The 24,167-nt window shown below is 60.9% G+C and carries 25 protein-coding genes; 17 read left to right on the top strand and 8 right to left on the bottom strand.

The window, feature by feature from the left end:
- The first annotated feature begins 44 nt into the window (after positions 1 to 44).
- The 3 genes from IB285_RS11995 to IB285_RS11985 all read left to right on the top strand — a co-directional run bounded on the left by IB285_RS11995 (position 45) and on the right by IB285_RS11985 (position 2,220).
- The gene (locus tag IB285_RS11995; RefSeq protein ID WP_190788392.1) at positions 45 to 674 is read left to right on the top strand and encodes a lysophospholipid acyltransferase family protein; all 630 of its coding nucleotides are present in this window, start codon (positions 45 to 47) and stop codon (positions 672 to 674) included.
- Positions 667 to 1,467, top strand: coding sequence for a DUF1295 domain-containing protein (locus IB285_RS11990; protein ID WP_190788391.1), 801 nt, complete (start codon positions 667 to 669; stop codon positions 1,465 to 1,467). The genes IB285_RS11995 and IB285_RS11990 overlap by 8 nt, the downstream gene beginning before the upstream one ends.
- Before the next feature lie 114 nt (positions 1,468 to 1,581).
- Positions 1,582 to 2,220, top strand: coding sequence for a hypothetical protein (locus IB285_RS11985; RefSeq protein ID WP_190788390.1), 639 nt, complete (start codon positions 1,582 to 1,584; stop codon positions 2,218 to 2,220).
- On the opposite strand, the gene IB285_RS11980 is transcribed toward IB285_RS11985, so the two are convergent.
- The 4 genes from IB285_RS11980 to gyrB all read right to left on the bottom strand — a co-directional run bounded on the left by IB285_RS11980 (position 2,217) and on the right by gyrB (position 7,389).
- Positions 2,217 to 2,744, bottom strand: coding sequence for a nuclear transport factor 2 family protein (locus IB285_RS11980; RefSeq protein WP_190788389.1), 528 nt, complete (start codon positions 2,742 to 2,744; stop codon positions 2,217 to 2,219). The two genes, IB285_RS11985 and IB285_RS11980, sit on opposite strands and share 4 nt — an antisense overlap.
- Before the next feature lie 69 nt (positions 2,745 to 2,813).
- Entirely contained in the window at positions 2,814 to 3,593 is a 780-nt protein-coding gene (locus IB285_RS11975) for a M50 family metallopeptidase (protein ID WP_190788388.1), read from the bottom strand.
- A gap of 3 nt (positions 3,594 to 3,596) precedes the next feature.
- Entirely contained in the window at positions 3,597 to 4,772 is a 1,176-nt protein-coding gene (locus tag IB285_RS11970) for an AI-2E family transporter (protein ID WP_234033141.1), read from the bottom strand.
- Between the two features lie 76 nt (positions 4,773 to 4,848).
- Positions 4,849 to 7,389: a DNA topoisomerase (ATP-hydrolyzing) subunit B gene (gene gyrB / locus IB285_RS11965; RefSeq protein ID WP_190788386.1), complete on the bottom strand. Its 2,541-nt coding sequence runs from the start codon at positions 7,387 to 7,389 to the stop codon at positions 4,849 to 4,851.
- A gap of 177 nt (positions 7,390 to 7,566) precedes the next feature.
- Here gyrB and IB285_RS11960 point away from each other — a divergent pair, with 177 nt between their 5' ends.
- From IB285_RS11960 to IB285_RS11950, 3 genes are read left to right on the top strand one after another with little or no spacing between them, the layout of a single operon-like run.
- Entirely contained in the window at positions 7,567 to 8,700 is a 1,134-nt protein-coding gene (locus IB285_RS11960; RefSeq protein ID WP_190788385.1) for an Acg family FMN-binding oxidoreductase, read from the top strand.
- Positions 8,697 to 9,143: a MarR family winged helix-turn-helix transcriptional regulator gene (locus tag IB285_RS11955; RefSeq protein WP_190788384.1), complete on the top strand. Its 447-nt coding sequence runs from the start codon at positions 8,697 to 8,699 to the stop codon at positions 9,141 to 9,143. The genes IB285_RS11960 and IB285_RS11955 overlap by 4 nt, the downstream gene beginning before the upstream one ends.
- Before the next feature lie 27 nt (positions 9,144 to 9,170).
- A complete protein-coding gene (locus tag IB285_RS11950; protein ID WP_190788383.1) occupies positions 9,171 to 10,700 on the top strand; it encodes a class I adenylate-forming enzyme family protein in 1,530 nt (509 codons plus the stop codon).
- A gap of 537 nt (positions 10,701 to 11,237) precedes the next feature.
- Here IB285_RS11950 and IB285_RS11945 read toward each other — a convergent pair.
- A complete protein-coding gene (locus tag IB285_RS11945) occupies positions 11,238 to 11,558 on the bottom strand; it encodes a UrcA family protein (protein WP_190788382.1) in 321 nt (106 codons plus the stop codon).
- 249 nt (positions 11,559 to 11,807) lie between these two features.
- Here IB285_RS11945 and guaA point away from each other — a divergent pair, with 249 nt between their 5' ends.
- The 8 genes from guaA (at position 11,808) to IB285_RS11905 (ending at position 19,241) form a co-directional block, all read left to right on the top strand.
- A complete protein-coding gene (guaA, locus tag IB285_RS11940) occupies positions 11,808 to 13,370 on the top strand; it encodes a glutamine-hydrolyzing GMP synthase (RefSeq protein ID WP_190788381.1) in 1,563 nt (520 codons plus the stop codon).
- 80 nt (positions 13,371 to 13,450) lie between these two features.
- Entirely contained in the window at positions 13,451 to 14,065 is a 615-nt protein-coding gene (locus IB285_RS11935; RefSeq protein WP_190788380.1) for a YceI family protein, read from the top strand.
- Between the two features lie 126 nt (positions 14,066 to 14,191).
- Positions 14,192 to 15,106 carry a serine hydrolase domain-containing protein gene (locus tag IB285_RS11930; protein ID WP_190788379.1) on the top strand — a complete coding sequence of 305 codons (915 nt, stop codon included), beginning with the start codon at positions 14,192 to 14,194 and terminating at the stop codon, positions 15,104 to 15,106.
- Complete coding sequence (locus IB285_RS11925; RefSeq protein WP_190788378.1) at positions 15,106 to 15,804, top strand: endonuclease III domain-containing protein; 699 nt, start codon at positions 15,106 to 15,108, stop codon at positions 15,802 to 15,804. Before IB285_RS11930 ends, IB285_RS11925 begins: the two co-directional genes overlap by 1 nt.
- A gap of 21 nt (positions 15,805 to 15,825) precedes the next feature.
- Positions 15,826 to 16,497 (top strand): endonuclease III domain-containing protein, encoded by a 672-nt coding sequence (locus IB285_RS11920; RefSeq protein ID WP_190788377.1) that lies wholly within the window; start codon positions 15,826 to 15,828, stop codon positions 16,495 to 16,497.
- Positions 16,498 to 16,553: 56 nt separating this feature from the next.
- Positions 16,554 to 17,387 (top strand): DMT family transporter, encoded by an 834-nt coding sequence (locus IB285_RS11915; protein WP_190788376.1) that lies wholly within the window; start codon positions 16,554 to 16,556, stop codon positions 17,385 to 17,387.
- A 109-nt stretch (positions 17,388 to 17,496) separates the two neighbouring features.
- Positions 17,497 to 18,471, top strand: a complete 975-nt coding sequence (locus IB285_RS11910) for an NAD(P)H-dependent flavin oxidoreductase (protein WP_190788375.1) — start codon at positions 17,497 to 17,499, stop codon at positions 18,469 to 18,471.
- Between the two features lie 194 nt (positions 18,472 to 18,665).
- Complete coding sequence (locus tag IB285_RS11905) at positions 18,666 to 19,241, top strand: hypothetical protein (RefSeq protein WP_190788374.1); 576 nt, start codon at positions 18,666 to 18,668, stop codon at positions 19,239 to 19,241.
- 24 nt (positions 19,242 to 19,265) lie between these two features.
- Here IB285_RS11905 and IB285_RS11900 read toward each other — a convergent pair whose 3' ends face one another.
- Both IB285_RS11900 and IB285_RS11895 read right to left on the bottom strand, forming a co-directional pair.
- Positions 19,266 to 19,754 (bottom strand): hypothetical protein, encoded by a 489-nt coding sequence (locus tag IB285_RS11900; RefSeq protein ID WP_190788373.1) that lies wholly within the window; start codon positions 19,752 to 19,754, stop codon positions 19,266 to 19,268.
- Positions 19,755 to 19,846: 92 nt separating this feature from the next.
- On the bottom strand, positions 19,847 to 20,107 hold the full coding sequence (locus IB285_RS11895; protein WP_190788372.1) for a zinc-finger domain-containing protein: 261 nt from the start codon (positions 20,105 to 20,107) through the stop codon (positions 19,847 to 19,849).
- Positions 20,108 to 20,187: 80 nt separating this feature from the next.
- Between IB285_RS11895 and IB285_RS11890 the strand changes: the two genes are divergently transcribed.
- The 3 genes from IB285_RS11890 to IB285_RS11880 all read left to right on the top strand — a co-directional run bounded on the left by IB285_RS11890 (position 20,188) and on the right by IB285_RS11880 (position 23,484).
- Positions 20,188 to 21,141 carry an ABC transporter ATP-binding protein gene (locus IB285_RS11890; RefSeq protein WP_190788371.1) on the top strand — a complete coding sequence of 318 codons (954 nt, stop codon included), beginning with the start codon at positions 20,188 to 20,190 and terminating at the stop codon, positions 21,139 to 21,141.
- A gap of 86 nt (positions 21,142 to 21,227) precedes the next feature.
- Entirely contained in the window at positions 21,228 to 22,457 is a 1,230-nt protein-coding gene (locus tag IB285_RS11885) for an acyltransferase family protein (protein ID WP_190788370.1), read from the top strand.
- 55 nt (positions 22,458 to 22,512) lie between these two features.
- Entirely contained in the window at positions 22,513 to 23,484 is a 972-nt protein-coding gene (locus IB285_RS11880; protein WP_190788369.1) for an MBL fold metallo-hydrolase, read from the top strand.
- Positions 23,485 to 23,513: 29 nt separating this feature from the next.
- On the opposite strand, the gene IB285_RS11875 is transcribed toward IB285_RS11880, so the two are convergent.
- Positions 23,514 to 24,038, bottom strand: coding sequence for a hypothetical protein (locus IB285_RS11875; RefSeq protein WP_190788368.1), 525 nt, complete (start codon positions 24,036 to 24,038; stop codon positions 23,514 to 23,516).
- Positions 24,039 to 24,167: the final 129 nt, after the last annotated feature.

Below are 24,167 nucleotides of genomic sequence, written 5' to 3'. Positions count from 1 at the left end.
CCTGCGTAACTGCTAGGCACGTTTTTCAGGGGAGAGAGAACACATTGCGCCATAACGAAACTCGGCAGGTCACGCTGCTTTCGCGGATCGTGAACCGGATCATCCTGTTTCTCTACAAGTGGAAGGGCTGGAGGATCGAAGGCCACCTTCCGAGGAACCTCAAGAAATACGTGATCGCCGGCGCGCCGCACACATCCAACTGGGACTTCGTTTTCTTCGCGGGCGCGACCAAGCATGAGCGGGTGCAGCCCAATTTCATGGGCAAGCACACGCTGTTTCAGGGCATCATGAAGAACTTCATGCTCGATATGGGCGGCATCTCGGTCGATCGCACTCGCAAAGCCAACACCGTCGAGCAAATGAAAGAGGAATTTCGCCGGCGCGAGGAGCTTGCACTCGTCATGGCAGTCGAGGGAACCCGCTCTTCGGACGGAAAGTGGAAGTCCGGCTTTTACAACATTGCGCAGGCTGCCGGAGTGCCGATCGTTCCTGCCTATGCCGATAACGACAAGATGATCATCGGCTTTGGGGAACCGCTGGTCCCGTCCGGGAATTATGGCGAGGACCTGCTTAAGCTGGCGGAATGGTTCCGGTCAAAGCTGCCCGATTACGACCGTTTCAAGGTTCTCGAGGCGCAGGCGAAAGCGATTATCGAGGGGCGCAACGATGTTTGAAGCTTTGGCAATCAACGCCGCCGTGCTGATCGTGCTGGTGCTGATCCAGTGGCTGATTTCCGTGCGGATCAACGATGTGTCGTTCGTCGATGCGTTCTGGGGTGCAGGGATGGGCGTGATGGCGCTGGTCAGCTGGATCCAGCTCGATGAACCCGGCCCGCTCGCCACCTTGCTGCTGGCGATGACGACGGCGTGGGGTTTCCGGCTCGGCATCTATCTGTTCGCGCGGTGGTGGAAGCACGGTGAGGACAAGCGCTATAAGATGATCCTCAAGAAAGACCGCGAAAAGGGCAATTTCGTCATCGCCGCGCTGACGAAGGTATGGCTGGGCCAGGCGGTTTTGCTGTTCGCGGTGTCCAGCCCGGCTCAGGTCGGGATCCTGGCCAGCGAAGCGCCCGCGCCGATCACTGCGCTCGCCTATGTCGGCGTCGCCGTCTATCTGATCGGTATCTTCTTCGAATGGGTCGGCGATTGGCAGCTGACGCGTTTCAAGAACAATCCAGATAACGATGGCAAGGTGCTGGACACGGGCCTGTGGCGCTACACGCGTCACCCGAACTATTTCGGCGATTTCATGGCGTGGTGGGGCATCTGGATCGTCTGCGCGAGCGCGGGCTGGGACTATGCTCTTTATACCGTCATCGGGCCGCTGTTCCTGACCTTCACACTGACGAAGTGGTCCGGCGTCACCCTGCTGGAAAAAGGCATGGATAAATCCAAGGGCGACAAATACGCCGATTACAAGCGGCGCACCTCGGCGTTTTTCCCGATGCCCCCGAAATCGGCTGGCTGATGTAGCTGTGCTGACGCAGCGCGTCGCTGCGTCGCACAATTTTTTGCAAGGCGAAGCCTTTAAGCAGCGGTGATCGCACCCTATTTACCCGTCACTGAGGAGGTCGGGTCGCGAATGGTTTTGAGCGAAGAGACAAGAGAGAACGAGCGGGCGCGAATTGCGGAGCTGGTTCTCGATCTCGTAAAGGAGCGCGGTGCGGAGGTTCCGTTCGCGACAGCGATCAACGAAAGCGGAGTATCGCGTGCCCGCTTCGAACAGATATTCATCGATTACGATGATCTTTTCGATGCGATCGCGCAGAGTTGGCTGAAACCGCATATGGCGGCGATGGAAGAGGTCCTCGAAACCGATCTTCCGCCCAATCGCAAACTTTATGAATTTTTCCGTCGCCGCTTCGTCATATCGCGCGACCGGTTTCGCGAGGATCCTGAATTCTTCACCAATATCTGCGAAATGGGCGCTGCCAATTTCGAACGGGTCCGGTCCTATGTCGACCTGGCCGATCATTACCAGTGTGAGTTGATCGCCGAGGCGCAGGCCGAGGGATATTTCGCCGGCCTCGAAATCGACGAGGCGCTTTCGCTCATCAATCAGATGGTATCGAACTACACGGTGCCGGATTCGCTGATTTATCTCGGCGAAAAACTGACCGAGCAAAAGCTCGCGCGGATCGTCGATACCATGTTTATCGGCCTCTCGGCCGAGGCCGGAGGCGAGGCCACCGGCGTCAACACGATCCGGATCGCGACCTAGCTCTCACCAGCCCACCAAGCGTAAGACGGGTCGGCCGGCGCGCGTGCGCCTCGGCGACCTAGCGTATCGAACAGGCCGCCGCGGTCCTGCATGGTGGCAGCCTGCTGGCGGTTCCAGTCCATGATGTAGATCCGATTGGCTATGCGCCAGTCTCCATCACGCTTCACCAATCGGTCCAGATACCGCCCGCCGACGACCAGTTCGGTATCGGGTTCCTCGCCACCGCCAGGCAGGATGTGCAGCGCAACACAGTAAGTTTCCGCGCGCGCCTCATTGCCTTCCACCTCGCACATGACATTGCCGATATTGTGCTGGGTCAGCCGCATCGCGCCGAGCCCCGCCATCAGGCCTTCGATAGTCTCGCCGACAGGTTTCGGCCCATTTCCGTAATCGATCTGCGCGTCGTGGGCGAAAGCGCGTGCCAGCTCGTCCGGGTCGCAGCGGTCAATGCCGCGGCAATAGCGTGTGAGCACCTCCTCGATAGCGACGCGATCTGCGACCTTTTGTAGTGCGTTGTCGTCCATACCCTCAGGCTAGCGTGATACCGGCGGAGCGCCGATTATCACTTTCGCTCGGGCCGGATCGGACTTGCCTTAGCGTTTACGCTTGAACTGCAGCACGTTCGCGGGCGGCTTCGGAGGGCGGGCACGCAGACGTCTTTCATTCAGCGCATATTTCAGGCTCGCGCCAACCATCGTGACCGATGTGAGAAGCAGCAATGTCGCCCAGACCCAGTGCGGAAGGACCAGCGCGGCTTCGATCTGGCCCGTGTCCGACAAGATGCGATCGCCGCCGATCACCGCTTCTTCGGTGAACAGATAATCGAAGTCCGATATCATGCTCATCGCCGCCAATATGCCGATGAACTGGAGGGTAAAGCGCACAAATCCGGCGCGGGCGCGCCAGGCAATGACCGCCAAAATGGCACCAACCGATGGCAGCACGGCATAGCCCACGACCGAGCGGACATAGATGATGACGGAGATCAGAATAGCCGCCGCGACAGCCCACAGCATCGGGCGCCACAATTTGGGATGGGCGCTCGTCATGATAAGCCCCGCGCCAACGAAACTCGGCGCGAGCGGTCCGCCGGCTGCGATCGCCGCTCTCGTGAACACCGATGCGTCCAAAGACACCATGCTTTCCGCAACGCCCGATCCGTTGGCGAAGATCATCAGGCGCACGAAATCCTGGCCCAGTGCGAGCGCGGTCAGGCCATGGCCCATCTCGTGAAACCAAGTGGTCAGGATAACGAATGGGTAGATAAGGTAATTGCCGAATGGGAGTGCGGGCAGGAACAGGACGATCGCCACTGCTAAGAGGAGCCTGCCGACCTGTTCGGCCTGGCTGCCTGGTTCGACCAGCGACTGCACGGCCTATGCGTCCTCGTGTTGACGGACCGGCTCGGGGTCTTTCGGATCGTCGGTATCCGGCCGCGCTTTCCCGTCGATGCCGACCCGCGTTCGATATAGCGCAGCTGCTTCTTCGTCTTCGGCGCGCTGTTCCTGAAGGATCGACCAGCTGGCAAGAAACAGGCCCGCAACGAGCGGGCCGAGCACGATGCCGGAGAAACCTGCGATCGATAGGCCCCCCAGAGTGGTCACGAGGATGATCCAGTCGGGAATCCCGGTGTCGCGCCCGACCAGTATCGGGCGAAGGACATTGTCGGCAGAGCTGATCACGATGAAGCCCGCACCGAGAACGAAAATGCCTTCCCAAATCGATCCGGTTACGAGCAGCCAGACACCCACCGGCGCCCAGACCAGCGCGGTTCCGACCGCCGGGATCAGGGCAAGGATCGCCATCAACACGCCCAGCAGCAAGGCGGACTGCATGCCCACGATCGCCATGGTGATGCCGCCGAGTGTGCCTTGAACCAGGCCGACGACGCCCGACCCCTTGATCGTGGCGCGCACGATGCCGAGGAACCGTTCCGCGAGGCGGTCGGCAATCTCACGCTCGATCGGGGCAGAGTGCAGGATGGTTTCGCCGATGCGCGAACCGTCGCGGAGGAGGAAATACGTTACATAAAGCGCGAGACCGAAGCTGAGGATGAAGCCGAGCGCGCCGCTGCCGATGGATACCGCCTCGCTGGCGAGCATGCCGGCACTTTCGCCGAGGATTTCCTGCAGCCTTGTCTGCGCTTCGCTCATGTCGGTCCAGCCGCTGCGATCGACCATTTCCTGAACCACGCCGGGCAGCATTGCATAGACATCGCTGGCCATCGCAGCGAGATCGATGGGGTCCTCTTGCAAGGCAGCGATGAGCGTCAGCGCTTCACGGACGACCAGAGTTCCAATCCATAGCGCCGGGAGGATCACCGCCAGCAGGATCACCATGAGCGTGAGCAAAGCCGCGGGATTGCGCCGCCCGCGACACTTTATCAGCGCCCATTTGTACAGCGGCTGGAACATGATCGCAGCCAGTGCGGACCATAAAAGCGGCGTTGCAAACGGCCACGAAATCCACACCAGCAGGAACGTGACAGCCGCCAGCACGAGCAGGAAGCTGGCCTGCTGAAGCTCGCTGGTATGGTGTGGCTCGGTGCTCATAACGCTCGATGTCGGACCATAGAGTCCAAACATCAAGCGTCAAAGCGACTTATCAACGTGGCGCCCGGATGGGTTCCTAAACGTCCAGGTTCGCCACGTTCAGCGCGTTGTCCTGAATGAACTCGCGGCGCGGTTCGACGACGTCGCCCATCAGGCGGGTGAAGATCTCATCCGTCACGTCGGCGTCTTCGACTTTCACCTGCAGGAGGATGCGCGCTTCGGGATCGAGCGTGGTCTCCCACAGCTGTTCGGCGTTCATCTCACCCAGACCCTTGTAGCGGGCGATGGAGAGGCCCTTGCGCCCTGCTGCAAGGACGTTGTCGAGCAGTTCGGTCGGGCGGAAGATCGCGTCATCGGCGCTGGCATCGATAACCTCCTCATCGTCCTCGGCAACAACAGGTTCTTCCTCCTCCGCGGCCTTGGCCTTGGCGAGTTTTGCCGCCTGCGCATAAACCTCTGCGTGTTCGGCAGCCAGCAGGTGCAGCTTGCGCGCTTCGGCGCTGTCGAGGAACTTGGCCTCGATCTCGTGCGCATCGGCCACGCCGCGCCACACGCGGGCGAACATCACCGAACCATCGGCGCGCAAATCGGCGGACCACTGCGCATCGTCATCGGCATTGGCGAGCCGCTCTGCCGTCAGATCGAGCGCCTGCTTGCGGGTATTCTGATCGAGAGCCGGGTCGAGCGCACCCGACAGCGCCATCTGCTCGACGATAGCCGCGTCATATTTGCGCGGCACGAAAGCTATGAGATTGCGGATGCGCAAAGCATGCTCGACAAGAGTGCGCAGGTCGTCGCCCGAACGCGCGCCAGTTGCCGTCTCAAGCACGCGGCCCGAAAGCCCGGCATCGACGAGGTAGCGATCGAGCGCCGGCTGATCCTTCAGGTAGACCTCGCTGCGGCCCTTGGATACCTTGAACAAAGGCGGCTGCGCGATGAAAAGATGCCCGGCCTTCACGATCTCCGGCATCTGCCGGTGGAAGAAGGTGAGCAGCAGCGTGCGGATATGCGCGCCGTCGACATCGGCGTCGGTCATGATCACGATCTTGTGGTAGCGCAGCTTCTCCAGATCGAATTCGTCGCGAATGCCGGTGCCCATCGCCTGGATCAGTGTTCCGACCTCCTTGGACGAGATGATCCGATCGAACCGCGCGCGCTCTACGTTGAGGATCTTGCCCTTTAGCGGCAGGATCGCCTGTGTCTTGCGGTCGCGGCCCTGCTTGGCCGAACCGCCTGCGGAATCGCCCTCCACAAGGAACAGTTCGGCCTTCGTCGCGTCGCGTTCCTGACAGTCGGCGAGCTTGCCGGGCAGCGAGGCTACGGACATCGCGCCCTTGCGGCTCATTTCGCGGGCGCGCTTCGCAGCTTCTCGAGCCGCCGCCGCATCGATGATCTTCTGGATGATGAGCTTTGCATCGGCCGGGTTTTCTTCCAGCCAGTCATTCATCTTCTCGCTCATCAGCGACTCAAGCGGCTGGCGAACCTCGGAGGACACCAGCTTGTCCTTGGTCTGCGAGGAGAATTTCGGATCGGGCAGCTTGACGCTGACAATCGCCGTCAGGCCTTCGCGCATGTCCTCGCCTGACAGCGAGACCTTTTCCTTCTTCAGCAGGCCCGAACGGTCGGCGTAACCATTGAGCGTGCGCGTGAGCGCGGCGCGGAAGGCGGCGAGGTGGGTGCCGCCATCGCGCTGCGGAATGTTGTTGGTGAAGGTGAGGACGTTCTCGTAATAGCTGTCGTTCCACTCGAGCGCGACGTCGATGCCGATACCGTCCTTTTCGGCGGAGACAGAAATCGGCTCTGCGATGAGGGCGTCCTTGTTTCGGTCGAGATATTTGACGAAGGCCGCAATGCCGCCTTCGTAATAGAGATCGTGCTCCTGCACCTCCTCGTGCCGTTTGTCGCGCAGCAGGACGCGCACGCCCGAATTGAGGAAAGCGAGTTCGCGGTAACGATGCTCCAGCTTGTCGAAATCGAACTCGGTAACGTTCTTGAAAGTGTCGGTCGACGCCTGGAATGTGACGCGTGTCCCCTTCTTGAAGCCATTGTCATCGGGGTTCTGATCGACCTTGGGAGCGGGGCCTTTTACCTCGAGGCTGTTCACGGCATCGCCATGCTCGAAGCGCATCCAGTGCTCCTTGCCATCGCGCCAGATCGTAAGCTCGAGCCATTCGGACAGGGCGTTGACGACCGAAACGCCCACGCCGTGCAGGCCGCCCGACACCTTATAGGCGTTGTCGTCGGAAGTGTTCTCGAACTTTCCCCCTGCATGCAGCTGAGTCATGATGACCTCTGCTGCGGAAACACCCTCTTCCTTGTGCATGTCGACAGGAATACCGCGGCCATTGTCTTCAACCGAGACGCTGCCATCGGGGTTGAGTTCGATTAGGACGAGGTCGCAGTGTCCGGCGAGTGCTTCGTCAATGGCATTGTCCGAAACCTCGAACACCATATGGTGCAGGCCCGATCCGTCATCGGTGTCGCCGATATACATGCCGGGGCGTTTGCGAACGGCATCGAGACCTTTCAGAACCTTGATGGAATCCGCGCCGTAATCGCCCATTTGCTTTGTTTTTTCGGGCGGCGTTTCGCTGTTGTCGGGAGTGTTTTCTTCCATGCCGATTATATAGGCGCTGCGGTGGCGAAACCCAAACTTTGCAAGCGCCCCGCCGGAGCTTTTTCCACCGGCCAAATTTCGCACCTTCGCCAAGCGAGGAGGCCCGGCTAACTCGCACCCCTTGCAAACTCCCTGCACATCATGTAGTTAGCCAACTAATCAAATAGGGAGATGGAAATGGCAGGTGTGAATCGGCGCGGAATTTTGGCGGCAGGACTGGGTGGGACGGCGCTGGTAGCGATGGGCGGGGTCTGGCGGGTCACTCGCACACCGACGACCGCGTTCGAGCCGTGGGAGGTTACTGAAAACGCGGTCGCCGATCCGCGGCTCGATGCCTTTCGGTTCGCCATCCTCGCGCCCAACCCGCATAATCGCCAGCCCTGGCAAATCGAGCTGGTCGGCGCCGACACCGCAATCCTGACTTGCGATCCTGAGCGCCGGTTGCCGGATACCGACCCGTTCGATCGCCAGACCACGATAGGTTTCGGCACATTCATCGAAACGGCGCGTATCGCCGCGGCCGAAAGAGGACGGAGGTTGGAAATAACGCCATTTCCAGCCGGCACCGATGATGCTTCGATCGCCGCTGGGCCGGTGGCGGCCTTGCGCTTCGTCGAGGACGCGAATGTGCGCAGAGATCCGCTCTTCGCTCAGATTGCGAACCGCCGATCGAACAAGGAGGAATATGATCTCTCGCGCCAAGTCGGCGCCGAGACCCTGGCTGCCGCCATGGCGTCAGGCGGAGACTTCACCACCGACGCCTCCCGAATAGGTCTGTTTCGCGAGCAGATCGTATCCGCAATCGAAACCGAGATGCTGACGCCTGCGGCCAATATGGAAAGCGTCGAGCTGATGCGGATCGGGCACAAGGAAGTCGATGCCAATCCCGACGGTATCGAACTTTACGGACCCATGATCGAGGCGGGTGCGATGGTCGGCATGGTCGATCGTAGCAGCCTTGCCGATCCGCAAAGCTCCGCTTTTCAGCAAGGGTTGGACATGATGCGAACCACTTACGGATCGATCCCCGCGCTCGTGTGGATTACCACTCCCGGCAATTCCCGCGAGGACCAGCTGGAAGCCGGACGCCAGTATATGCGCGCCAATCTTACCGCGACAGCGCTTGGCCTTTCCATGCACCCGATGAGCCAGAGCCTGCAGGAATATGAGGAGGTCCAGCCGATGTTCCGCAAGGTGTATGAGCTTGCGGGAGCAAAGGCCGGTGAGCGCGTGCAGATGCTCGCCCGCGTCGGATACGGGCCCGAGACTGGTCCAACTCCGCGCTGGCCGTTAGACACCCATCTCGTATGAGCACAGATGATCCCCTCGCCTACCAGGTATTCAACGAGATCGGGATCATAGATCAGCTGGCGAGCCATACATTCACGCAAAGCCTGCCGCGCGGGATGACGATCGCTCAGTTCGGTATCCTGAACCACTTCGTCCGATTGGGCCATGATTACCGGACCCCGGCCCAGCTGGCTTCCGCGTTCCAGGTCAGCCGCCCGACAATGACCAACACGCTCGCCCGGCTGGAGCGGAGGGGGCTGGTCGAGATAGCGCCGGATCCCGCGGATGGGAGGGCCAAGCGTGTGTCCATTACAGCGTCCGGTGTCGCCATGCGGGAGGAGTGCCTGACGCGCCTTGCCGGCCCTCTCGCCGAGGTCAACGAGCAGGTTCCGGACGACCTGCTGCAACAATTGCTTCCCCTGCTTGCGGACTTGCGCCAAATTCTCGATCGTATGCGCGATTGACGCGCCGCGGAGAGCGTTTTGGGTGATATGATCGAGAGATTGAGCGCGGAATTCGGATCGTTTCCTGAAATTCTGGCCGCGTGGGCGGAAACTCAGCCGGACCATCCAGCGCTTCTTGATGATGCGGGCGCATTGAGCTGGGCGGAGATGCTCGACCGGATCGATCGGATAGCGGCGCGGCTGATCGATACCGGGCTGGAGCGCGGGCAGTCGGTTGCGATCCTCGGCACTTCATCGATCAATTACGCGCTGGTGTTCCTCGCCGCGATTCGTGCAGGGGGCGTGGCAGCCCCGCTGACCACCAGCGCCTCGGCAGAGCAGCTCGCCGGTATGGCGAGGGATTCCGGAGCGCAGCACCTCTTCATTGATAGGGCAAAAGCCGATGAATTGGGCTCCGACTTCATGGCGGACCTGATGCGGGTGCCGCTCGAAGACATCGGGGCGTGGATGGCTCCGCCCGGTACCACTGCGCCAGCTTTCGGTCCTGAACCAGGCGATCCGTTCAATATCATCTATTCCTCCGGGACGACCGGCATTCCGAAGGGGATCGTTCATTCGCATGCGATGCGCTGGCGCCAATTCGCCTCGACCGCGCTTTCCTATCTCGTAGGAGGCTTGTCGGTGCGTTCGCTTGCCTCAACGCCGCTCTATTCGAACACCACGATGGTGGCATTCCTAGCGCCGCTATTTGCGGGCGGAACTGTGCGGATCATGGGGAAGTTCGATTGCGCCAAGTGGCTGCAACACGCGCAGGATGACCGCACGACCGTCACCATGCTGGTCCCGGTGCAATATCAGCGATTGATGGATTTCGAAGACTTCGACGATTTCGATCTCTCTTCGCTCGCGATGAAATACTGTACCTCCGCGCCGTTTTCGCCGGAACTGAAACGCGAAGTGCTGAAGCGGATGCCGGGCGGTCTGGTCGAGATTTATTCGATGACCGAAGGCGGTGTGGTGTGCCTGCTGCAAGCGGACCAGTTCCCTGAAAAGCTCCACACTGTTGGCAGGCCTGCGCCCGGCAGTGTGATGAAAGTGGTCGATGACGATGACAACGAAGTCGCGCCGGGCACTCCGGGCAATCTCATCGGGCGCAGCGAGACGATGATGTCGGGCTACAAGAACCGCCCGGACAAGACTGCCGAGGCACAATGGACCGATCCTGACACCGGTGAGGTCTGGATGCGCATGGGCGATATCGGCCGGGTCGATGAGGACGGCTTCGTCGAGCTTGTCGGACGGGCGAAGGACATGATCATTTCCGGCGGCTTCAACATCTATCCGAGCGATTTGGAGGCCGAGCTGGAAAAGGAGCCTGACGTTGCAGAGGCCGCCGTAGTCGGCATCGCGTCGAAACAGTGGGGCGAAACGCCTGTCGGTTTCGCGGTGCTCAGGGAGGGCGCGCGCACGTGTGAGGAAATCTGCGGCGCGGTGAATGCCCGGCTGGGCAAGACGCAGCGGCTGTCGGCTCTGCACGCAATCGATGAAATGCCGCGCAGCCATATCGGCAAGCTGCTGAAAACCGAATTGCGGGACCGCGCGCAAAGACTGGGCTGATAAGAGTGGAGACGCGGCCGCCGGTTCGGGGGGGTGTGGCGGCCGCGTCTCGCTCGCTGCTTTGGTGCCGTGTCGGTTGGACGCAGAGGTTCGATGTACGAATAAGCGCTCATCCGGGCGCCCGGTGACATCGACGTCGCGTTTCCAACAGCAGCCTCAGCGTAGGGGGAGATACGCTGATCGCTAAGAGACTTGCCGCCGGATCCTGGAAGACATCCGGCCTGCGTCTCGCGTTCGGCTGCCTACGGGCAACAAGCAGACTGCGATCCCGATCCTTGTTTGAAGTCAGAACCGCATGTTCACGCCGAGCCGGAATGGAGAGAGATTGTCCCGGTCGCCGCTGAGAACCAAATGATGTTCGAATGCGTGAAACTCAAATGCGAAAACCCGCAAGTTTAATGCAAAATACGCAACACAAGCCATGACCCGACGACGTCAGCGCGCTGCCTGCTCGTGGGCATTCAAAAAGAAAACGGCCGCCGGATTGCTCCAGCGGCCGCATTCTTTCGGGTTTGATCGCAGTGCGATCAGCCAGGATCAGTTGGCTGCGACTTCGCGGCCGCCGCGTGCCCGATCGGCAGCAACGCGCTCGACCTTTGCCAGCGCGTCGGCGCGGGCATTGGCGAGGCATTTTTCATCGATGATGTCGCGGCCGTAGCCGTAACGCGAATTCGTTTCGATGGTGCAGGCCTTTTCGATCTGTGCGTCGATGCGCTGCTCGAGAGCGCTGCGGCCTTCGGCTGTGTTCAGATTGATGTCGGCAATCGCGATGCGTACGTCGACGACTTCTTCGCCGGACTGAGCGGAAGCAGGTGCTGCGATAGCCGCGAGGGCGAGGAGAGGGAGAGTGAAACGCATTAGAAATACTCCGGTTGAAGAGGTTTGCGACACCGTTGACCGGCATTCAGTTGTTCTTTGAAACCTTGGTGCATCGCACAAGATGATTGTGCAAATGCGAAGTGCGCAGGATCGGTTCCCCGTTTTGCAACGAAAATTCGAATTATTTTTCGCAGATTCCTGCGGCGCAGCGTGATATCTGTCGACTGCTGCCTCGATGACGTTACGGCATGCTGGACAGGCCGGGGCGGCCTCCGTAACTCGTCGCGAATGGACGCAGAGCATCTCCCAGATTCGATTTTGATTGTCGATTTCGGCAGCCAGGTAACGCAGCTCATCGCCCGCCGGGTGCGCGAAGCGGGCGTTTATTCCGAGATCGTCCCTTTCAGCAGCGCGCGCGAGGCGTTCGACCGGCTGAACCCGAAAGGCATCATCCTGTCGGGCGGGCCGGCAAGCGTGAACGACGACGATCCGCCGCTCGCTCCGGACGAATTCTACGAAGCCGGGATCCCGATACTCGGTATCTGCTACGGCCAGCAGGTCATGGCAAAACAGCTCGGCGGGAGCGTACTCAGCCACGACATGGGCGAATTCGGCCGCGCCTTCGTGGATGTCGATACCGACTGCACGCTGTTCGACGGTATGTGGAAGCCGGGAGAGCGGCACCAGGTCTGGATGAGCCACGGCGACAAGGTGACCGAGCTTGCCCCCGGTTTCTCGACCGTGGCGACCTCCGACGGCGCGCCGTTCGCGATAACCGCCGACGAGGATCGCCGGTTTTACGGCATCCAGTTCCATCCCGAGGTGGTCCACACACCCGACGGCGCGAAGCTCCTTGCCAATTTTGTGCGCCATGTCTGCGGACTTGCGGGCGATTGGACCATGGCAGAGTTCCGCAAGACGAAGCTCGAAGAAATCCGCGCGCAGGTGGGCGACGGGAAGGTCATTTGCGGTCTTTCCGGCGGGGTCGATTCGGCGGTTGCGGCGGTTCTCATCCACGAAGCGGTCGGCGACCAGCTGACCTGCGTCTATGTCGATCACGGTCTGATGCGGCTCAACGAAACCGAGCAGGTCGTCTCGCTGTTTCGCGATCATTACAACATCCCGCTCGTCGCGGTTGATGCGGAAAAGACCTTTCTCGATGGGCTAGCGGGCGTCACCGATCCCGAAAAGAAGCGCAAGTTCATCGGCGGTGCGTTCATCGACCTGTTCGAAGCGGAGGCCAAGAAAGTCGGCGGGGCGGATTTTCTCGCGCAGGGCACGCTTTATCCGGACGTGATCGAAAGCGTTTCGTTCACCGGCGGCCCCAGCGTCACGATCAAGAGCCACCACAATGTCGGCGGCCTGCCCGAGCGCATGAACATGGAACTGGTCGAACCGCTGCGCGAGCTGTTCAAGGACGAGGTCCGTGATCTCGGCCGCGAGCTTGGCCTTCCCGAAGGCTTCGTTGGCCGCCACCCCTTCCCCGGACCCGGCCTTGCCATCCGCATTCCGGGCGAAGTCACCAAGGAGCGCTGCGATATCCTGCGCAAGGCGGACGCGATCTATCTCGAAGAAATTCGCAATGCAGGGCTGTACGACGCGATCTGGCAGGCATTCGCGGTTTTGCTGCCGGTGAAGACCGTCGGCGTGATGGGCGACGGGCGCACCTATGACAGTGTTTGCGGCCTGCGCGCTGTGACCAGCACCGATGGGATGACCGCCGATGTCTACCCCTTCGATGCGAGTTTCCTGACGCGGGTCGCGACCCGGATCGTCAACGAGGTGCAGGGCATCAACCGGGTGGTCTATGACTATACGTCGAAGCCGCCCGGAACGATCGAGTGGGAATAACAGCCGAACCGAGCAACTATTGCCGCTGCGACGCGTTCTGGTAATCGGAACAAACATTCATTGTGAGCAAGGCCAGTCCCATGACCAATCATCTCAGCCTTCTTTCGGCCGCCGGAATTGTCGCCCTCGCCGGATGTGCGCAGCCGAGCGAACAGGCGCCATCGCCGCTGGTGGATGACGAATGGACAGTCGATAGCAGCGCGTCGAACCTGAGCTACGTTTCGGTGAAGTCCGGCGAAGTGCTCGAAGTGAACGAGTTCACGCAGCTGAGCGGAAATGTCACGCCGGAAGGTACCGCCACGGTTGAAATCGACCTTTCATCGGTCAGCACCGGTGTCGATATCCGCGATGAACGCATGCGCGAGGTCTTCTTCAACGTCGCGCAAAATCCTAAGGCCACCGTTACAGCGCAGATCGACCCGGCGGCGTTCGAGAGCCTTGCGGTGGGTGAAAGCACGGTTCAGCCGCTTTCCGCCACTCTAAGCCTCGCTGGCATCGAGCGGGACATCGATACTGAGCTGCGAGTGACGCGGGCGGGGGCTGACAGAGTGATTGCCACAACCACCGACCCGGTGATTGTCTACGCCGATGCCTTCGGGCTTGGCACAGGCATCGATCAGCTGCGCGAGCTGGCAGGGCTCGATACGATCACTCCGGCTGTTCCGGTCACCTTCTCGATTGCGTTCGAGCGGTAGGAAACTAATTCGAATTGCCGATAGAAACTCGTGGATGCGGAGCGGCTGAGATCAAGTGGGAGTGATCACGGAATGAAGCCTCGATCCTTGCGCATTCTGGAATTGTGTGCCGCTTCGGCAGTGTTGGTGTCGTCGGTCCCGTCGCTGGCGGGATCGTTCGCTTACGCCAAGCTCGACGGGAACGGTCAAATCACCAGTGATGTCGCTGGCGATGATGATCCAGGTGCGCTTTACGAATCCGGTTCGATCGGCAAGTTCGCGTGTACCTTGGCCGCCTTGCGGCTCGATGACCGCGGGGTCTTGTCCATCGATGATACGATCGGGCAATTGCTGCCGCAATTTGCGGGCTCACCAATCGGCCCGATCAAGCTTGCTGACGCGCTGGCGAGCCGCAGCGCAATTGCCGACGGCCTGCTCCCGGCGTTTCAGGCCGATCCGCGCTCTGTCATGTCGACACCGGACGCCGCCACTGCGGTGGAGCGGTATGCGACAGGGGAACTGACTGGCTTGCCCGGGGACCGGTGGTCTTACGATCTCGTCAATTGGGTTGTTGTCCAGGCCGTCATCGAGAAGCAGACGGGCAGACCCATCGCTTCGGTTCTGGAGGAACTGATCCTCCAACCAGCGGGACTTGGAGAGAGCCGCGTCTTTTTCGGACAGATAGGGGAGGGGGCACAGGCTCCGGCGTCTCCTCCGCGTCCGATGCCGGGTTTTCTTACGTGCGCGGGCGGCCTTGCCAGCACGCCGCGAGACCTGATCGCTTTGGCCCGTTTCCCGCACAAAGGCGGGCTGAGCGCCGGTTCGCTCGATCGGCTGATGACGATCACCACGCCCGAAGAGGGTTATACCTTGGGCGGACGCTTCCTTGAAACGAGCAATGGCCAGCTGCTCAGCTGGCAAAGCGGAAGCAACGGTGCCTATAAATCGGTCGTCACCTATGATCCGGCAAGCGATACCGGCTTCGCGGCGATGACAGCGAGCGGTTCGAACGAGGGTATCCAGGCGGCGCGCAGCGACTGGATGGAGCGCCGCACACCCTGATGGAACTGCCGCTCGGCTCCGATCCTCGCACCGAAATTCTGCGCCGCATGCAGGCTGCGTTGACCGAGAGGTTCGGGCGGATTGTTCGCCCGCCGGAAAAGCGCCGCTCTCCTGAATGGGTGCTCGTGCACGGCGTAATCGGTGCGCAGACCAAGACCGCCGCGTCGAACGCATCGACCGATGCCTTGCTCACCGAATACGGTTCGTGGGACGCGGTGGCAAAGGTAAGTGAAAGAAACCTCGAAGCGCGATTGCAGCGGCAAACTTTTCCGAGCGTAGCGGCCAAGAGGCTGAAACAGTGCCTGCTTGCGATCGTGGACAAGCGCGGAAGCGTCGATTTGCGGCACCTGTCCAATCTCGAAACGGCCGAAGCGATGGAGTGGCTCGAGACGCTGCCCGGCGTCGCGCGCAAGAATGCGGCGGGTGTGATGAACGCAAGCACGTTCAACCGCCGCGCCATGGTGATCGACGGACATCACCGCCGGATCATGCAGCGTATGGGGATCGTCCCGCCAAAGGCTGACACGGCGAAAACATATGATGCGCTCATGCCGATCGTGCCGCCAGAATGGTCTGCCGAGGACATGGACGAGCATCACCTGCTGCTGAAGAAACTCGGACAGACACATTGCCGGCCCCGTAAGGCTCAATGCGAAGACTGCCCCGTACGCGCCGACTGCAAAACGGGAACCGCGTGACGCGCCGCTCGCTGAACCAGCATGCTCAGCGAAAAACAGGTCGAAGACGTCTATCGCAAGCTTTCAGATGCGATGCCGGGGCGCACGAAGAATGCGAAGGGGCCGAAGGGACAGCCGGATGCTTTCCGTTCCTGCATTTCATGCATGCTTTCGGCGCAATCGCTCGATAGGAACACGGCGGCGGCGACCAAGGCGCTCTTCAAGCTGGCCAAGACGCCCGATCAGATGCTCGCGCTGGAAGACGAGGTTATAGCGCAAGCGATCAAGCCGTGCGGGCTCTACAACAACAAAACCAAGAACATCCGCAAGTTCTGCACCGCGCTTCTCGAAGAACATCAGGGCGTGGTTCCTAGCACCCGCGATGGGCTGATGAGCCTGCCCGGTATCGGGCGGAAATGCGCCGATATCGTGATGAGCTTCACTTTCGGCGAGGATGTGATCGCGGTCGACACCCATGTGCACCGGGTATGCAATCGCATCGGGCTGACGGAGGCAAAGACCGCGGAGAAGACTGCGCAGCAACTGGAAGAGCGCAGCCCCGAATGGGCTCTGCGCGATGGACATTTCTGGCTGATCCAGTTCGGCAAGAAAGTGTGCCGCGCGCGCATCCCGAAATGCGATATCTGCGTCGTAAGCGACCTCTGCGAGACTGGGCCGATCACGCGGGATGAAAAAGACGAGGCTAGAGGCTAGGTAACTTTCGCGGCTTTGCCGGCGAAGCCCGGTCGATCCCTCAAGGAGAAAACGCCATGCGGGGTGCTGGCCTCACACTCATCCTCGCCACCTTTGCGATCATAGCCTTCGCCGGAAACTCGCTGCTGGCGCGGGCGGCTCTCGCCGATGGTGCGATCGAAGCGGGCGCATATTCCGCGATCCGCTTGGCTGCCGGCGCGCTGGTCCTGTTGCCGGTAATCGGAGCAAGGCCCAGCATGAAGGATGCGCCGGGTGCAGCATCTCTCGCAATATATGTCGCAGGCTTTTCGTTGGCCTATCTCAGCCTGGGTGCGGCGATCGGGGCGCTGATCCTGTTTGCGTGTGTGCAAGCTACTATCATCGCCGCAGGATACGTGCGGGGTGAGCGGTTGAGCGTTCCGGGATGGCTCGGTCTGGTGTTGGCATCGGGCGGTCTCGTCACTCTGCTTGCGCCGGGCGGAGAGATGACGGGCTTTGCCCCCGCTGCCCTTATGGCCGTTGCTGGAATAGCATGGGGCGCGTACACGCTGATCGGCAGGTCCAAGGGTGATGCCACGGGTCGTACAGCGCGCAATTTCCTGTTGGCGACACCTTTGGTCCTGCCCATGCTGTGGTTCGATAGCGGGGTCCCGAGCTGGCATGGCGTGATGCTTGCGACGATCTCGGGCGCGCTTACCTCCGGACTAGGTTATGTGCTCTGGTACAAGGTGACGCCGCGGCTCGGGCTGGGCACGGTCGCCACCGTTCAGCTAGCAACGCCCGTTGTCGCTGCCTTGGGGGCGGCTGCTTTCTTGTCCGAGCCATTGACCTTGAGATTGGCGCTGGGCGGTGCGGCGATAATCGGAGGAATCGTGCTCACCTTGGTGAAACCGCGCGGCGATGCAGCCTGATCCGCGCGGCTGACGCTACGGCCTCCGCCCTCCTCAAAACCGCGCTTGCAAGGCAGGCAATTCTCCGCTTCTCTCCCGGCCAAACAGACACTCACGGGAGACAAGAACCATGAAAACCGCCATCACCGAAATGTTCGGCATCCAGCATCCCATCATTCAGGGCGGGATGCATTATGTCGGTTTTGCCGAGATGGCGGCGGCGGTTTCCAATGCGGGCGGGCTCGGCATCATCACCGGCCTGACGCAAGGAACGCCTGAAAAGCTCGCGAACGAAATCGCGCGCTGTCACGACATGACGGACAAACCGTTCGGCGTGAACCTCACCATCCTGCCGACGCTGACGCCGCCCGATTATCCGGGTCTTGTCAAAGCGGTGATCGATGGCGGGGTGAAAGTGGTCGAGACGGCCGGGCGCAATCCGGTCGAGCTGCTCGGCCCACTCAAAGATGCCGGGATCAAGGTGATCCACAAATGCACCAGCGTGCGGCACTCACTCAAAGCGCAGGAGATCGGCTGCGATGCGGTGTCGGTCGACGGTTTCGAATGCGGCGGCCATCCTGGCGAAGACGACATTCCGAACTTCATCCTGCTGCCGCGCGCGGCGGACGAGCTTGAAATCCCGTTCGTTTCCAGCGGCGGCATGGCCGACGGGCGTAGTCTCATCGCCAGCCTTGCCATGGGCGCGCAGGGGATGAACATGGGCACCCGCTTCATCGCGACGAAGGAAGCGCCGGTCCATGACAACGTGAAGAAAGCAATCGTCGAGGCGAGCGAGCTCGACACGCGCCTCGTCATGCGCCCGCTGCGCAACACCGAACGGGTGCTGCACAACGAAGCGGTCGATCGCCTGCTCGAAAAGGAAAAAGAGCTTGGCGACGCGATAACCATCCAGGACATTCTGCCGGAAGTGGCCGGTGTCTATCCTTCGATCATGATGGAAGGCGACATGGATAAAGGCGCGTGGAGCTGCGGCATGGTCGCCGGTCTCATCAACGACATCCCCACGTGTCAGGAACTGATCGATGGCATCATGAGCGAGGCCGAGGATATTCTTGGCCGCATGACTGCCATGTCCAAAGGTTAATACCGCTCTCCCCTCGGTAAAATTGGTCGACCCGGTGTTATTACCTAATCGCCGGTCAAACCCTCTTTAGTTTGCCTCTTCGTAACTATCCCTACCCGGTCCGGTGTCGTCTGATCGATCGCCGAAACGGGTATGGGATCAATTTGGGGATGGCATTGCCGGCCACGGATGCGTGGGCCGGAGAGGGAGCATTTATGTTGCAGAATTTGTCGCTTGAAATGTGGCTCGTGCTTATCGCGGGGGTCAACATCTTGAGCTGTCTTTCGGGCGAGATTTACAGCGCGTGGCGAGTTGGAAAGCAGCTTGAGGCGATCGAAGCCGAGCAGGTGGCCGGTGGCTCTTCTTTCATACTGAAAAAAGTCGCCAAGAAAGCGCCTTCGAGGCAGTCAGCGCCCGCACAGCTTCCCGATCACGAGGGTGATCGGCACGGTCGCAGGACCGGCTGGCAAGCGGAGACAGGTATCCGGGAAAGCGGCGATCCGCATTGGCAGCCGCAATCATCGCGCAAACGCGGCAATGGGCGGTTCGAGACCGGTATCGATGAGACATACGACCATTATGCAGCGGAAGCGGAGCGGGCGCAGGCGCAAGCCCTCGATCGCTATCGGGGCTCAATTCGCACTCGCGAAATTGAGGCTACGCAAATCGCTTGCACCGTTGTCTATGACGATACGGCCCCGCGTTTCGAAGTCCCGGCCAAAAGAGACCGCGCCCCGCGTGAGCCGGGTGCAAACTCAAAGGTGCAGCTGGAAAGTGCCGCAGTATTCTAGGCAGCGACGGCGCGAGGCTTGGCTTTAGCTGGCCTCGCCATCCTCTTCGACACGGGTGTACGGAACGAAGTCTTCGAAGAATACCGCGCCTCTAAACAACCCCGTAAGCCGGTCGACCGCGGTAACCACATCCAATTTGCACAGTCTTGTGCCGTTGAATTGCTGCGAAACAAGAACGTTGCTGCGGTCGATTTGTCCAGGGTCGCGGGTGCGCTGAACATAAATGGTATTGCCGCGGCCATACACATAGGCGGTGTCTTCGATTGTGCGCAGCTGACCGTTGAGGCGGTTGCGGATACAGCGCACCGGCTCGCCAGCAACGCGCCCTTCGAGCAATTTGGCGAGCTTTTCCTCGCCCTTGCTCAATTCTTCGGTTTCGACCTCGGTCTCGATGTCGCTCTCGCTCTGCTCATCTGCTGCGACAGGGGCGCTGGCGAACAGGGCAAGCGCTGCTGCGGTGCCGGCACAGGCGGATGCGATCGGGGCTTTGGAAAGGAAGCGCGTACGGGGCATGGCAATCTCCTCTGGTCTGACCGCGGCAGTACAGCATTTCAGGCCTGAATGCACGCTGACCAGCAGAGAGCAGCCACCGGGCAACCCATGCGCTAGCGGTGGCCGGGATCGGCACCTTCGGAAATGTCGGGCAGCTGCGAATGGTCTGCCCCGTCAGCCGGGCCGCCTTTCAGAACGAAGCGGCGGTCGCAATATCCGCAATCGACATAGCCGTGCTCGTCGATTTCCAGATAGATGCGCGGATGACCGAGCGCGGCAGGACGGTAATCCTTGCCGCCGCGAATACCGCTTGCGCCGTCGCAGCTCACACGCCTTGTTTCGACCATCAGCACTTCGGGAGGAGGTGTATTCATGGGATGAGCGGATAATAGCGGGCGCCGCTGAATTCAATTGCTGTTTGCGCTAAATCGCCTCGACCCTTAGGGCGGCGTCCATGTCGACACCGCCTGCCATCCGCATCGATAATCTCGTCAAACGCTACGCTGCGCCGAAGGGGGCGAAGGGCGAAGAGGCGCAGGGCAAGCTGGCGCTGAACGGGGTCAGCTTCGACGTGCCGCAAGGTTCCATCTTCGGCTTGCTCGGGCCCAACGGTGCTGGCAAATCGACGCTCATCAATATCCTCGCCGGACTGGTGAACAAGACCAGCGGATCGGCGGAGATCTGGGGCTTCGATATCGATAGCCAGCGCCGCAATGCCAGCCGCGCGATCGGCATCGTGCCGCAGGAAATCGTCTTCGATCCCTTCTTTACACCCTATGAAGTGCTCGAAAACCAGGGCGGGTTCTACGGCATTCCTAAAAAGGACCGGCGCAGTGACGAACTGCTCGCTGCAGTGCGTCTCGCCGACAAGCGCAACGCCTACGCCCGCACGCTGTCGGGCGGGATGAAGCGGCGCCTGCTGGTGGCAAAGGCGATGGTGCATTCGCCGCCGATCCTTGTCCTCGATGAACCAACTGCGGGCGTCGATGTCGAACTGCGGCGCCAGCTGTGGGAACTGGTCACGGAAATGAACCGCGAGGGCGTGACCGTGGTGCTGACGACGCATTATCTCGAAGAAGCCGAAGAGCTGTGCGATCGGATCGCGATCATCAACCACGGCGAATTGATCGCCAACAAACCGACACGCGAATTGATCGAGATGGCGCGCGAAAAGATCGTGCGGGTCGAAACCGAGGCGGACATTTCCGCTACGCCGGCACACGAAACCTTCACGAAGGTGGAGCGCCTGGATGACCGCGCTCTGGAAGTGACCTACGACAAGGACAAGCTGAGCGCGGGACAGGTGCTTGCGATTTTGCAGGAACAGGGCCTCACGATCGAGGATGTAACCACCCGCGAAGCCGATCTCGAAGACGTGTTCGTCCAGCTCACGGGCACAGGCGCTTAGTAAATCAAGGTATTACTGCCAAATCGCATGTGATTCCACCGTGGCCAGGCGCTAGGAATGCTTGCCATGGTCATGGCAGCGACATCTTGAGCCAACCGCAAGCCATTCAGCCTGCGAGGGGGCGCTTCGGAGATAGCGGTGTTTCCGCGTCCGACGGTGCGATCATCGCTGCGCGTCCCGCAGACGGGTCGCGGCTGCATTTTCTCGACACGATCAGGGCGGCGGCGATGCTGCTGGGTATACCGTTCCACGCGGCGCTTATCTACGCGGCGGGGCCGGGCTGGTTCGTTTCGTCCGATGTGAGCCATATCTTTTACAGCTATCTCGGCGGCTTGGTCAGCGGTGTGCGCATGCCGTTGTTCTTTTGCGTCGCCGGTATGCTCAGCGCGATCGTGCTGGCTGAGCGTGATGCCGCTGCCTGGCTTCGCAGGAGGTTGTTCCGGCTCGGGCTTCCCCTGATCGCGGCGACCTTGGTTATCGGTCCCTTGGTCATGCTGGCCAAGGCCTCCATCGACCCGTCGCCAGGCGTGATCGACCGCTGGGTTTCACTGGTTTTACAGCCGGGCGAGGACTGGATCGGGCATCTCTGGTTCCTGCAGGTGCTGCTCGGCTGTTCGGTCCTCGCGGCAGCGCTTGCACACTTCGGCACACGGCGTGCGGGTGAAACGAATAGCCTCGGCTTCCTCCAGTTCGTCACGCCGACCGTGGGCTTTTTCATCGCGGCCAGCTTTGCCGTTTCGCTTTGGCGGCTGGGGGTCAACGGCCTTTTCTACGTCGGCGAAACCCGGTTCGGGCTTGGCGGGTGGGTGCATGAAATGGTGCGGGCCGAAGCCTTGCTCGAATACACACCTTATTTCTTACTCGGCCTCATCATTGCAGGCCGCCCCGTTCGGAAATCCGGTCTTACGCCGCTCGCATGGGCCCTCTTTGCGGCGTGCGGGGCGATTTATGCGGTCGTCTGGAATACCCCCGAAGTGCCCGCTCGCATGCTGAAATACGCGGTGCTCGGACCCTTCAGCGTGCTGGGCTCGGTGCTGATACTCGATCTACTTCGCGGGATCATTTCAGAGCGATCGGATGTGACCGACTATTTCGTTCGCGCATCCTACAACGTCTACCTGTTCCATTATCCGATCGTCGTCGGGCTCGGCGTGATGTTTCTGCGGGTCGACCTGCCGATCCACCTCGAATTCCTGACCATCGTCGCGGTCACCTTTCTGGCGACGTTGGTCATTGATGCGATCATTCGGCGCACCGCTTTGCTTGAGTTGCTCTTCAACGGAGTGTTGCAAGAAAAGCGTTTTTCCAACAATTGAGTGCTGTGCCTGCGCGCGGATCAGCCGCGCAGCCGGGCCGATAGGGAGCGAGCACATGCACTTTGCCGGTTGGTTCGGAATATCCAGCGCAGCAGCGATCCTGGCAGCGTGCAGCGCACCTGCCGAAACTGCAGACGAGCCCGCATCGTCCTCACCGGCATCCAGCACTGAGTGCCCCTTGGAAGGCGCGGCAGTGCAGGTGCTGGGTAGCGGCGGTCCCATAGCGGAGGCGGCGCGGGCGGGGACGTCCTACCTGCTGTGGATCGATGGCGAGCCGCGTCTGCTGATCGATGCGGGCGCGGGCAGCTTCCTGAGGTTCGCCGAAGCAGGCGGAAAGCTGGCGACGCTCGATGCAATCCTGCTCACGCATCTTCACGCAGATCACGCAGGCGACCTTGCAGGCGTGCTCAATTCGGGCGGGTTCGAAGGGCGCAGCGAGCCACTGGCTGTCATCGGCCCGGACGCCGCGCCGCGCTTTCCCGGAACAGCTGAGTTTCTAGAGAGGCTGGTGTCTAAGGACAGCGGCGCGTTTGCATATAATGGCGGCTATCTCGACGGCACTGAGAACAAGCCGCTGCTCGAGGCGCGCGATGTGACCACCGCCGGCGGCAATGCCGAAGCGGAGGGCTTGGACATCTCCAATGACTTTTCGGTTACCGCTCATCCCGTCAATCATGGTGTGGTTCCGGCGCTGGGATATGCCATCGAAGTCGGCGGCAAGGCGGTTGTCATCACGGGCGATCAAAGCTCCGCGAGCGAGGCGTTTGCCGCAGATCTCACGGGGAGCAGACCTGCGATCCTGTTCGCTCACCATGTCATCAATGGGGAAGCGGGCCAGCCGCGCGGATTGCACCGCACGCCGTTTGAGATCGGAGAGCTGGCAGGCGCGATCGAGCCTGAAAGGCTCGTCCTGACCCACAACATGGTGCGCTCCCTCAGCCGTGTGGACGACAGTCTCTCAGCCATTGCTGAGAGTTATGATGGCGATGTGAGCATCGCCACTGACCTCGATTGCTATCCGCTTTAGCGGAGAGCCACCCCAAAATTCATCTCGCCTTAATCGCCGGCAAGCCGCTCGATATCCTGCCGCAGCTGGCTCTTGCGAAATCCGCCGCCGGATATCAGCCGCTTCCAGTCCGACAGGTGATCGAAATGCTGAAGCTGGCGGTGGTAGTAATTTACGTATTCGAGCGCAGCGAGCAGCGCGGCGACGGTCGCGACCCAGCGATCTGCGAGGCCGACAGCAAGCCCTTCGGCAGTCCAGGCCGCTATCGCAGCCAGAATTGCAGCGGCGCTTGCAACGAGCATCGGCGTGTCCAGCGCCGCGATCTTTCGAATGGTGTCGTCGGGGGATGTGCCGTGCCGGATCTGGTGCAATTTCGCGCGCCAGTAGATCGCGCCGATTGCGAGCAAGGCCATCATCGGGATCATCGCGGCGATCGATGCGGCACCGATCTCGCCGCCCGCCAGGAACACCATGATGGCGGGCATCAACACGACATTGCCCGCCTCCATCTTCCAATATCCGGATAGCCGGGAAATCAGCGCCTGACGGTTTGATCGCGGTTGCGAGCTGCCCATGCTTAGTGCGTGCAGTGCATTTGGCTTCCGTTCAAGCCCCTGTTCCAAACTGCGTTCGCAAAACCGGACGCGCCTTCGCAATTCGCGCTCCAAGCTTGCCCGGTTCCGTGGTTCTCGGCATGACGCGCT

Source organism: Erythrobacter rubeus (assembly GCF_014705715.1).
Classification (GTDB): Bacteria; Pseudomonadota; Alphaproteobacteria; order Sphingomonadales; family Sphingomonadaceae; genus Erythrobacter; species Erythrobacter rubeus.
Note: the sequence above shows the minus strand (reverse complement) of the source record. Positions and strands in the feature narration are given on the sequence as shown.

Coding starts and splice junctions, on each gene's coding strand:
- IB285_RS11980 (WP_190788389.1), bottom strand. CDS start 2,744: ATGGACGACAACGCACTACAAAAGGTCGCAGATCGCGTCGCTATCGAG.
- IB285_RS11890 (WP_190788371.1), top strand. CDS start 20,188: ATGTCGACACCGCCTGCCATCCGCATCGATAATCTCGTCAAACGCTAC.
- IB285_RS11895 (WP_190788372.1), bottom strand. CDS start 20,107: ATGAATACACCTCCTCCCGAAGTGCTGATGGTCGAAACAAGGCGTGTG.
- guaA (WP_190788381.1), top strand. CDS start 11,808: ATGGACGCAGAGCATCTCCCAGATTCGATTTTGATTGTCGATTTCGGC.
- IB285_RS11900 (WP_190788373.1), bottom strand. CDS start 19,754: ATGCCCCGTACGCGCTTCCTTTCCAAAGCCCCGATCGCATCCGCCTGT.
- IB285_RS11935 (WP_190788380.1), top strand. CDS start 13,451: ATGACCAATCATCTCAGCCTTCTTTCGGCCGCCGGAATTGTCGCCCTC.
- IB285_RS11915 (WP_190788376.1), top strand. CDS start 16,554: ATGCGGGGTGCTGGCCTCACACTCATCCTCGCCACCTTTGCGATCATA.
- IB285_RS11880 (WP_190788369.1), top strand. CDS start 22,513: ATGCACTTTGCCGGTTGGTTCGGAATATCCAGCGCAGCAGCGATCCTG.
- IB285_RS11910 (WP_190788375.1), top strand. CDS start 17,497: ATGAAAACCGCCATCACCGAAATGTTCGGCATCCAGCATCCCATCATT.
- IB285_RS11990 (WP_190788391.1), top strand. CDS start 667: ATGTTTGAAGCTTTGGCAATCAACGCCGCCGTGCTGATCGTGCTGGTG.
- gyrB (WP_190788386.1), bottom strand. CDS start 7,389: ATGGAAGAAAACACTCCCGACAACAGCGAAACGCCGCCCGAAAAAACA.
- IB285_RS11905 (WP_190788374.1), top strand. CDS start 18,666: ATGTTGCAGAATTTGTCGCTTGAAATGTGGCTCGTGCTTATCGCGGGG.
- IB285_RS11950 (WP_190788383.1), top strand. CDS start 9,171: ATGATCGAGAGATTGAGCGCGGAATTCGGATCGTTTCCTGAAATTCTG.
- IB285_RS11945 (WP_190788382.1), bottom strand. CDS start 11,558: ATGCGTTTCACTCTCCCTCTCCTCGCCCTCGCGGCTATCGCAGCACCT.
- IB285_RS11920 (WP_190788377.1), top strand. CDS start 15,826: ATGCTCAGCGAAAAACAGGTCGAAGACGTCTATCGCAAGCTTTCAGAT.
- IB285_RS11955 (WP_190788384.1), top strand. CDS start 8,697: ATGAGCACAGATGATCCCCTCGCCTACCAGGTATTCAACGAGATCGGG.
- IB285_RS11925 (WP_190788378.1), top strand. CDS start 15,106: ATGGAACTGCCGCTCGGCTCCGATCCTCGCACCGAAATTCTGCGCCGC.
- IB285_RS11970 (WP_234033141.1), bottom strand. CDS start 4,772: ATGAGCACCGAGCCACACCATACCAGCGAGCTTCAGCAGGCCAGCTTC.
- IB285_RS11875 (WP_190788368.1), bottom strand. CDS start 24,038: ATGGGCAGCTCGCAACCGCGATCAAACCGTCAGGCGCTGATTTCCCGG.
- IB285_RS11985 (WP_190788390.1), top strand. CDS start 1,582: ATGGTTTTGAGCGAAGAGACAAGAGAGAACGAGCGGGCGCGAATTGCG.
- IB285_RS11960 (WP_190788385.1), top strand. CDS start 7,567: ATGGCAGGTGTGAATCGGCGCGGAATTTTGGCGGCAGGACTGGGTGGG.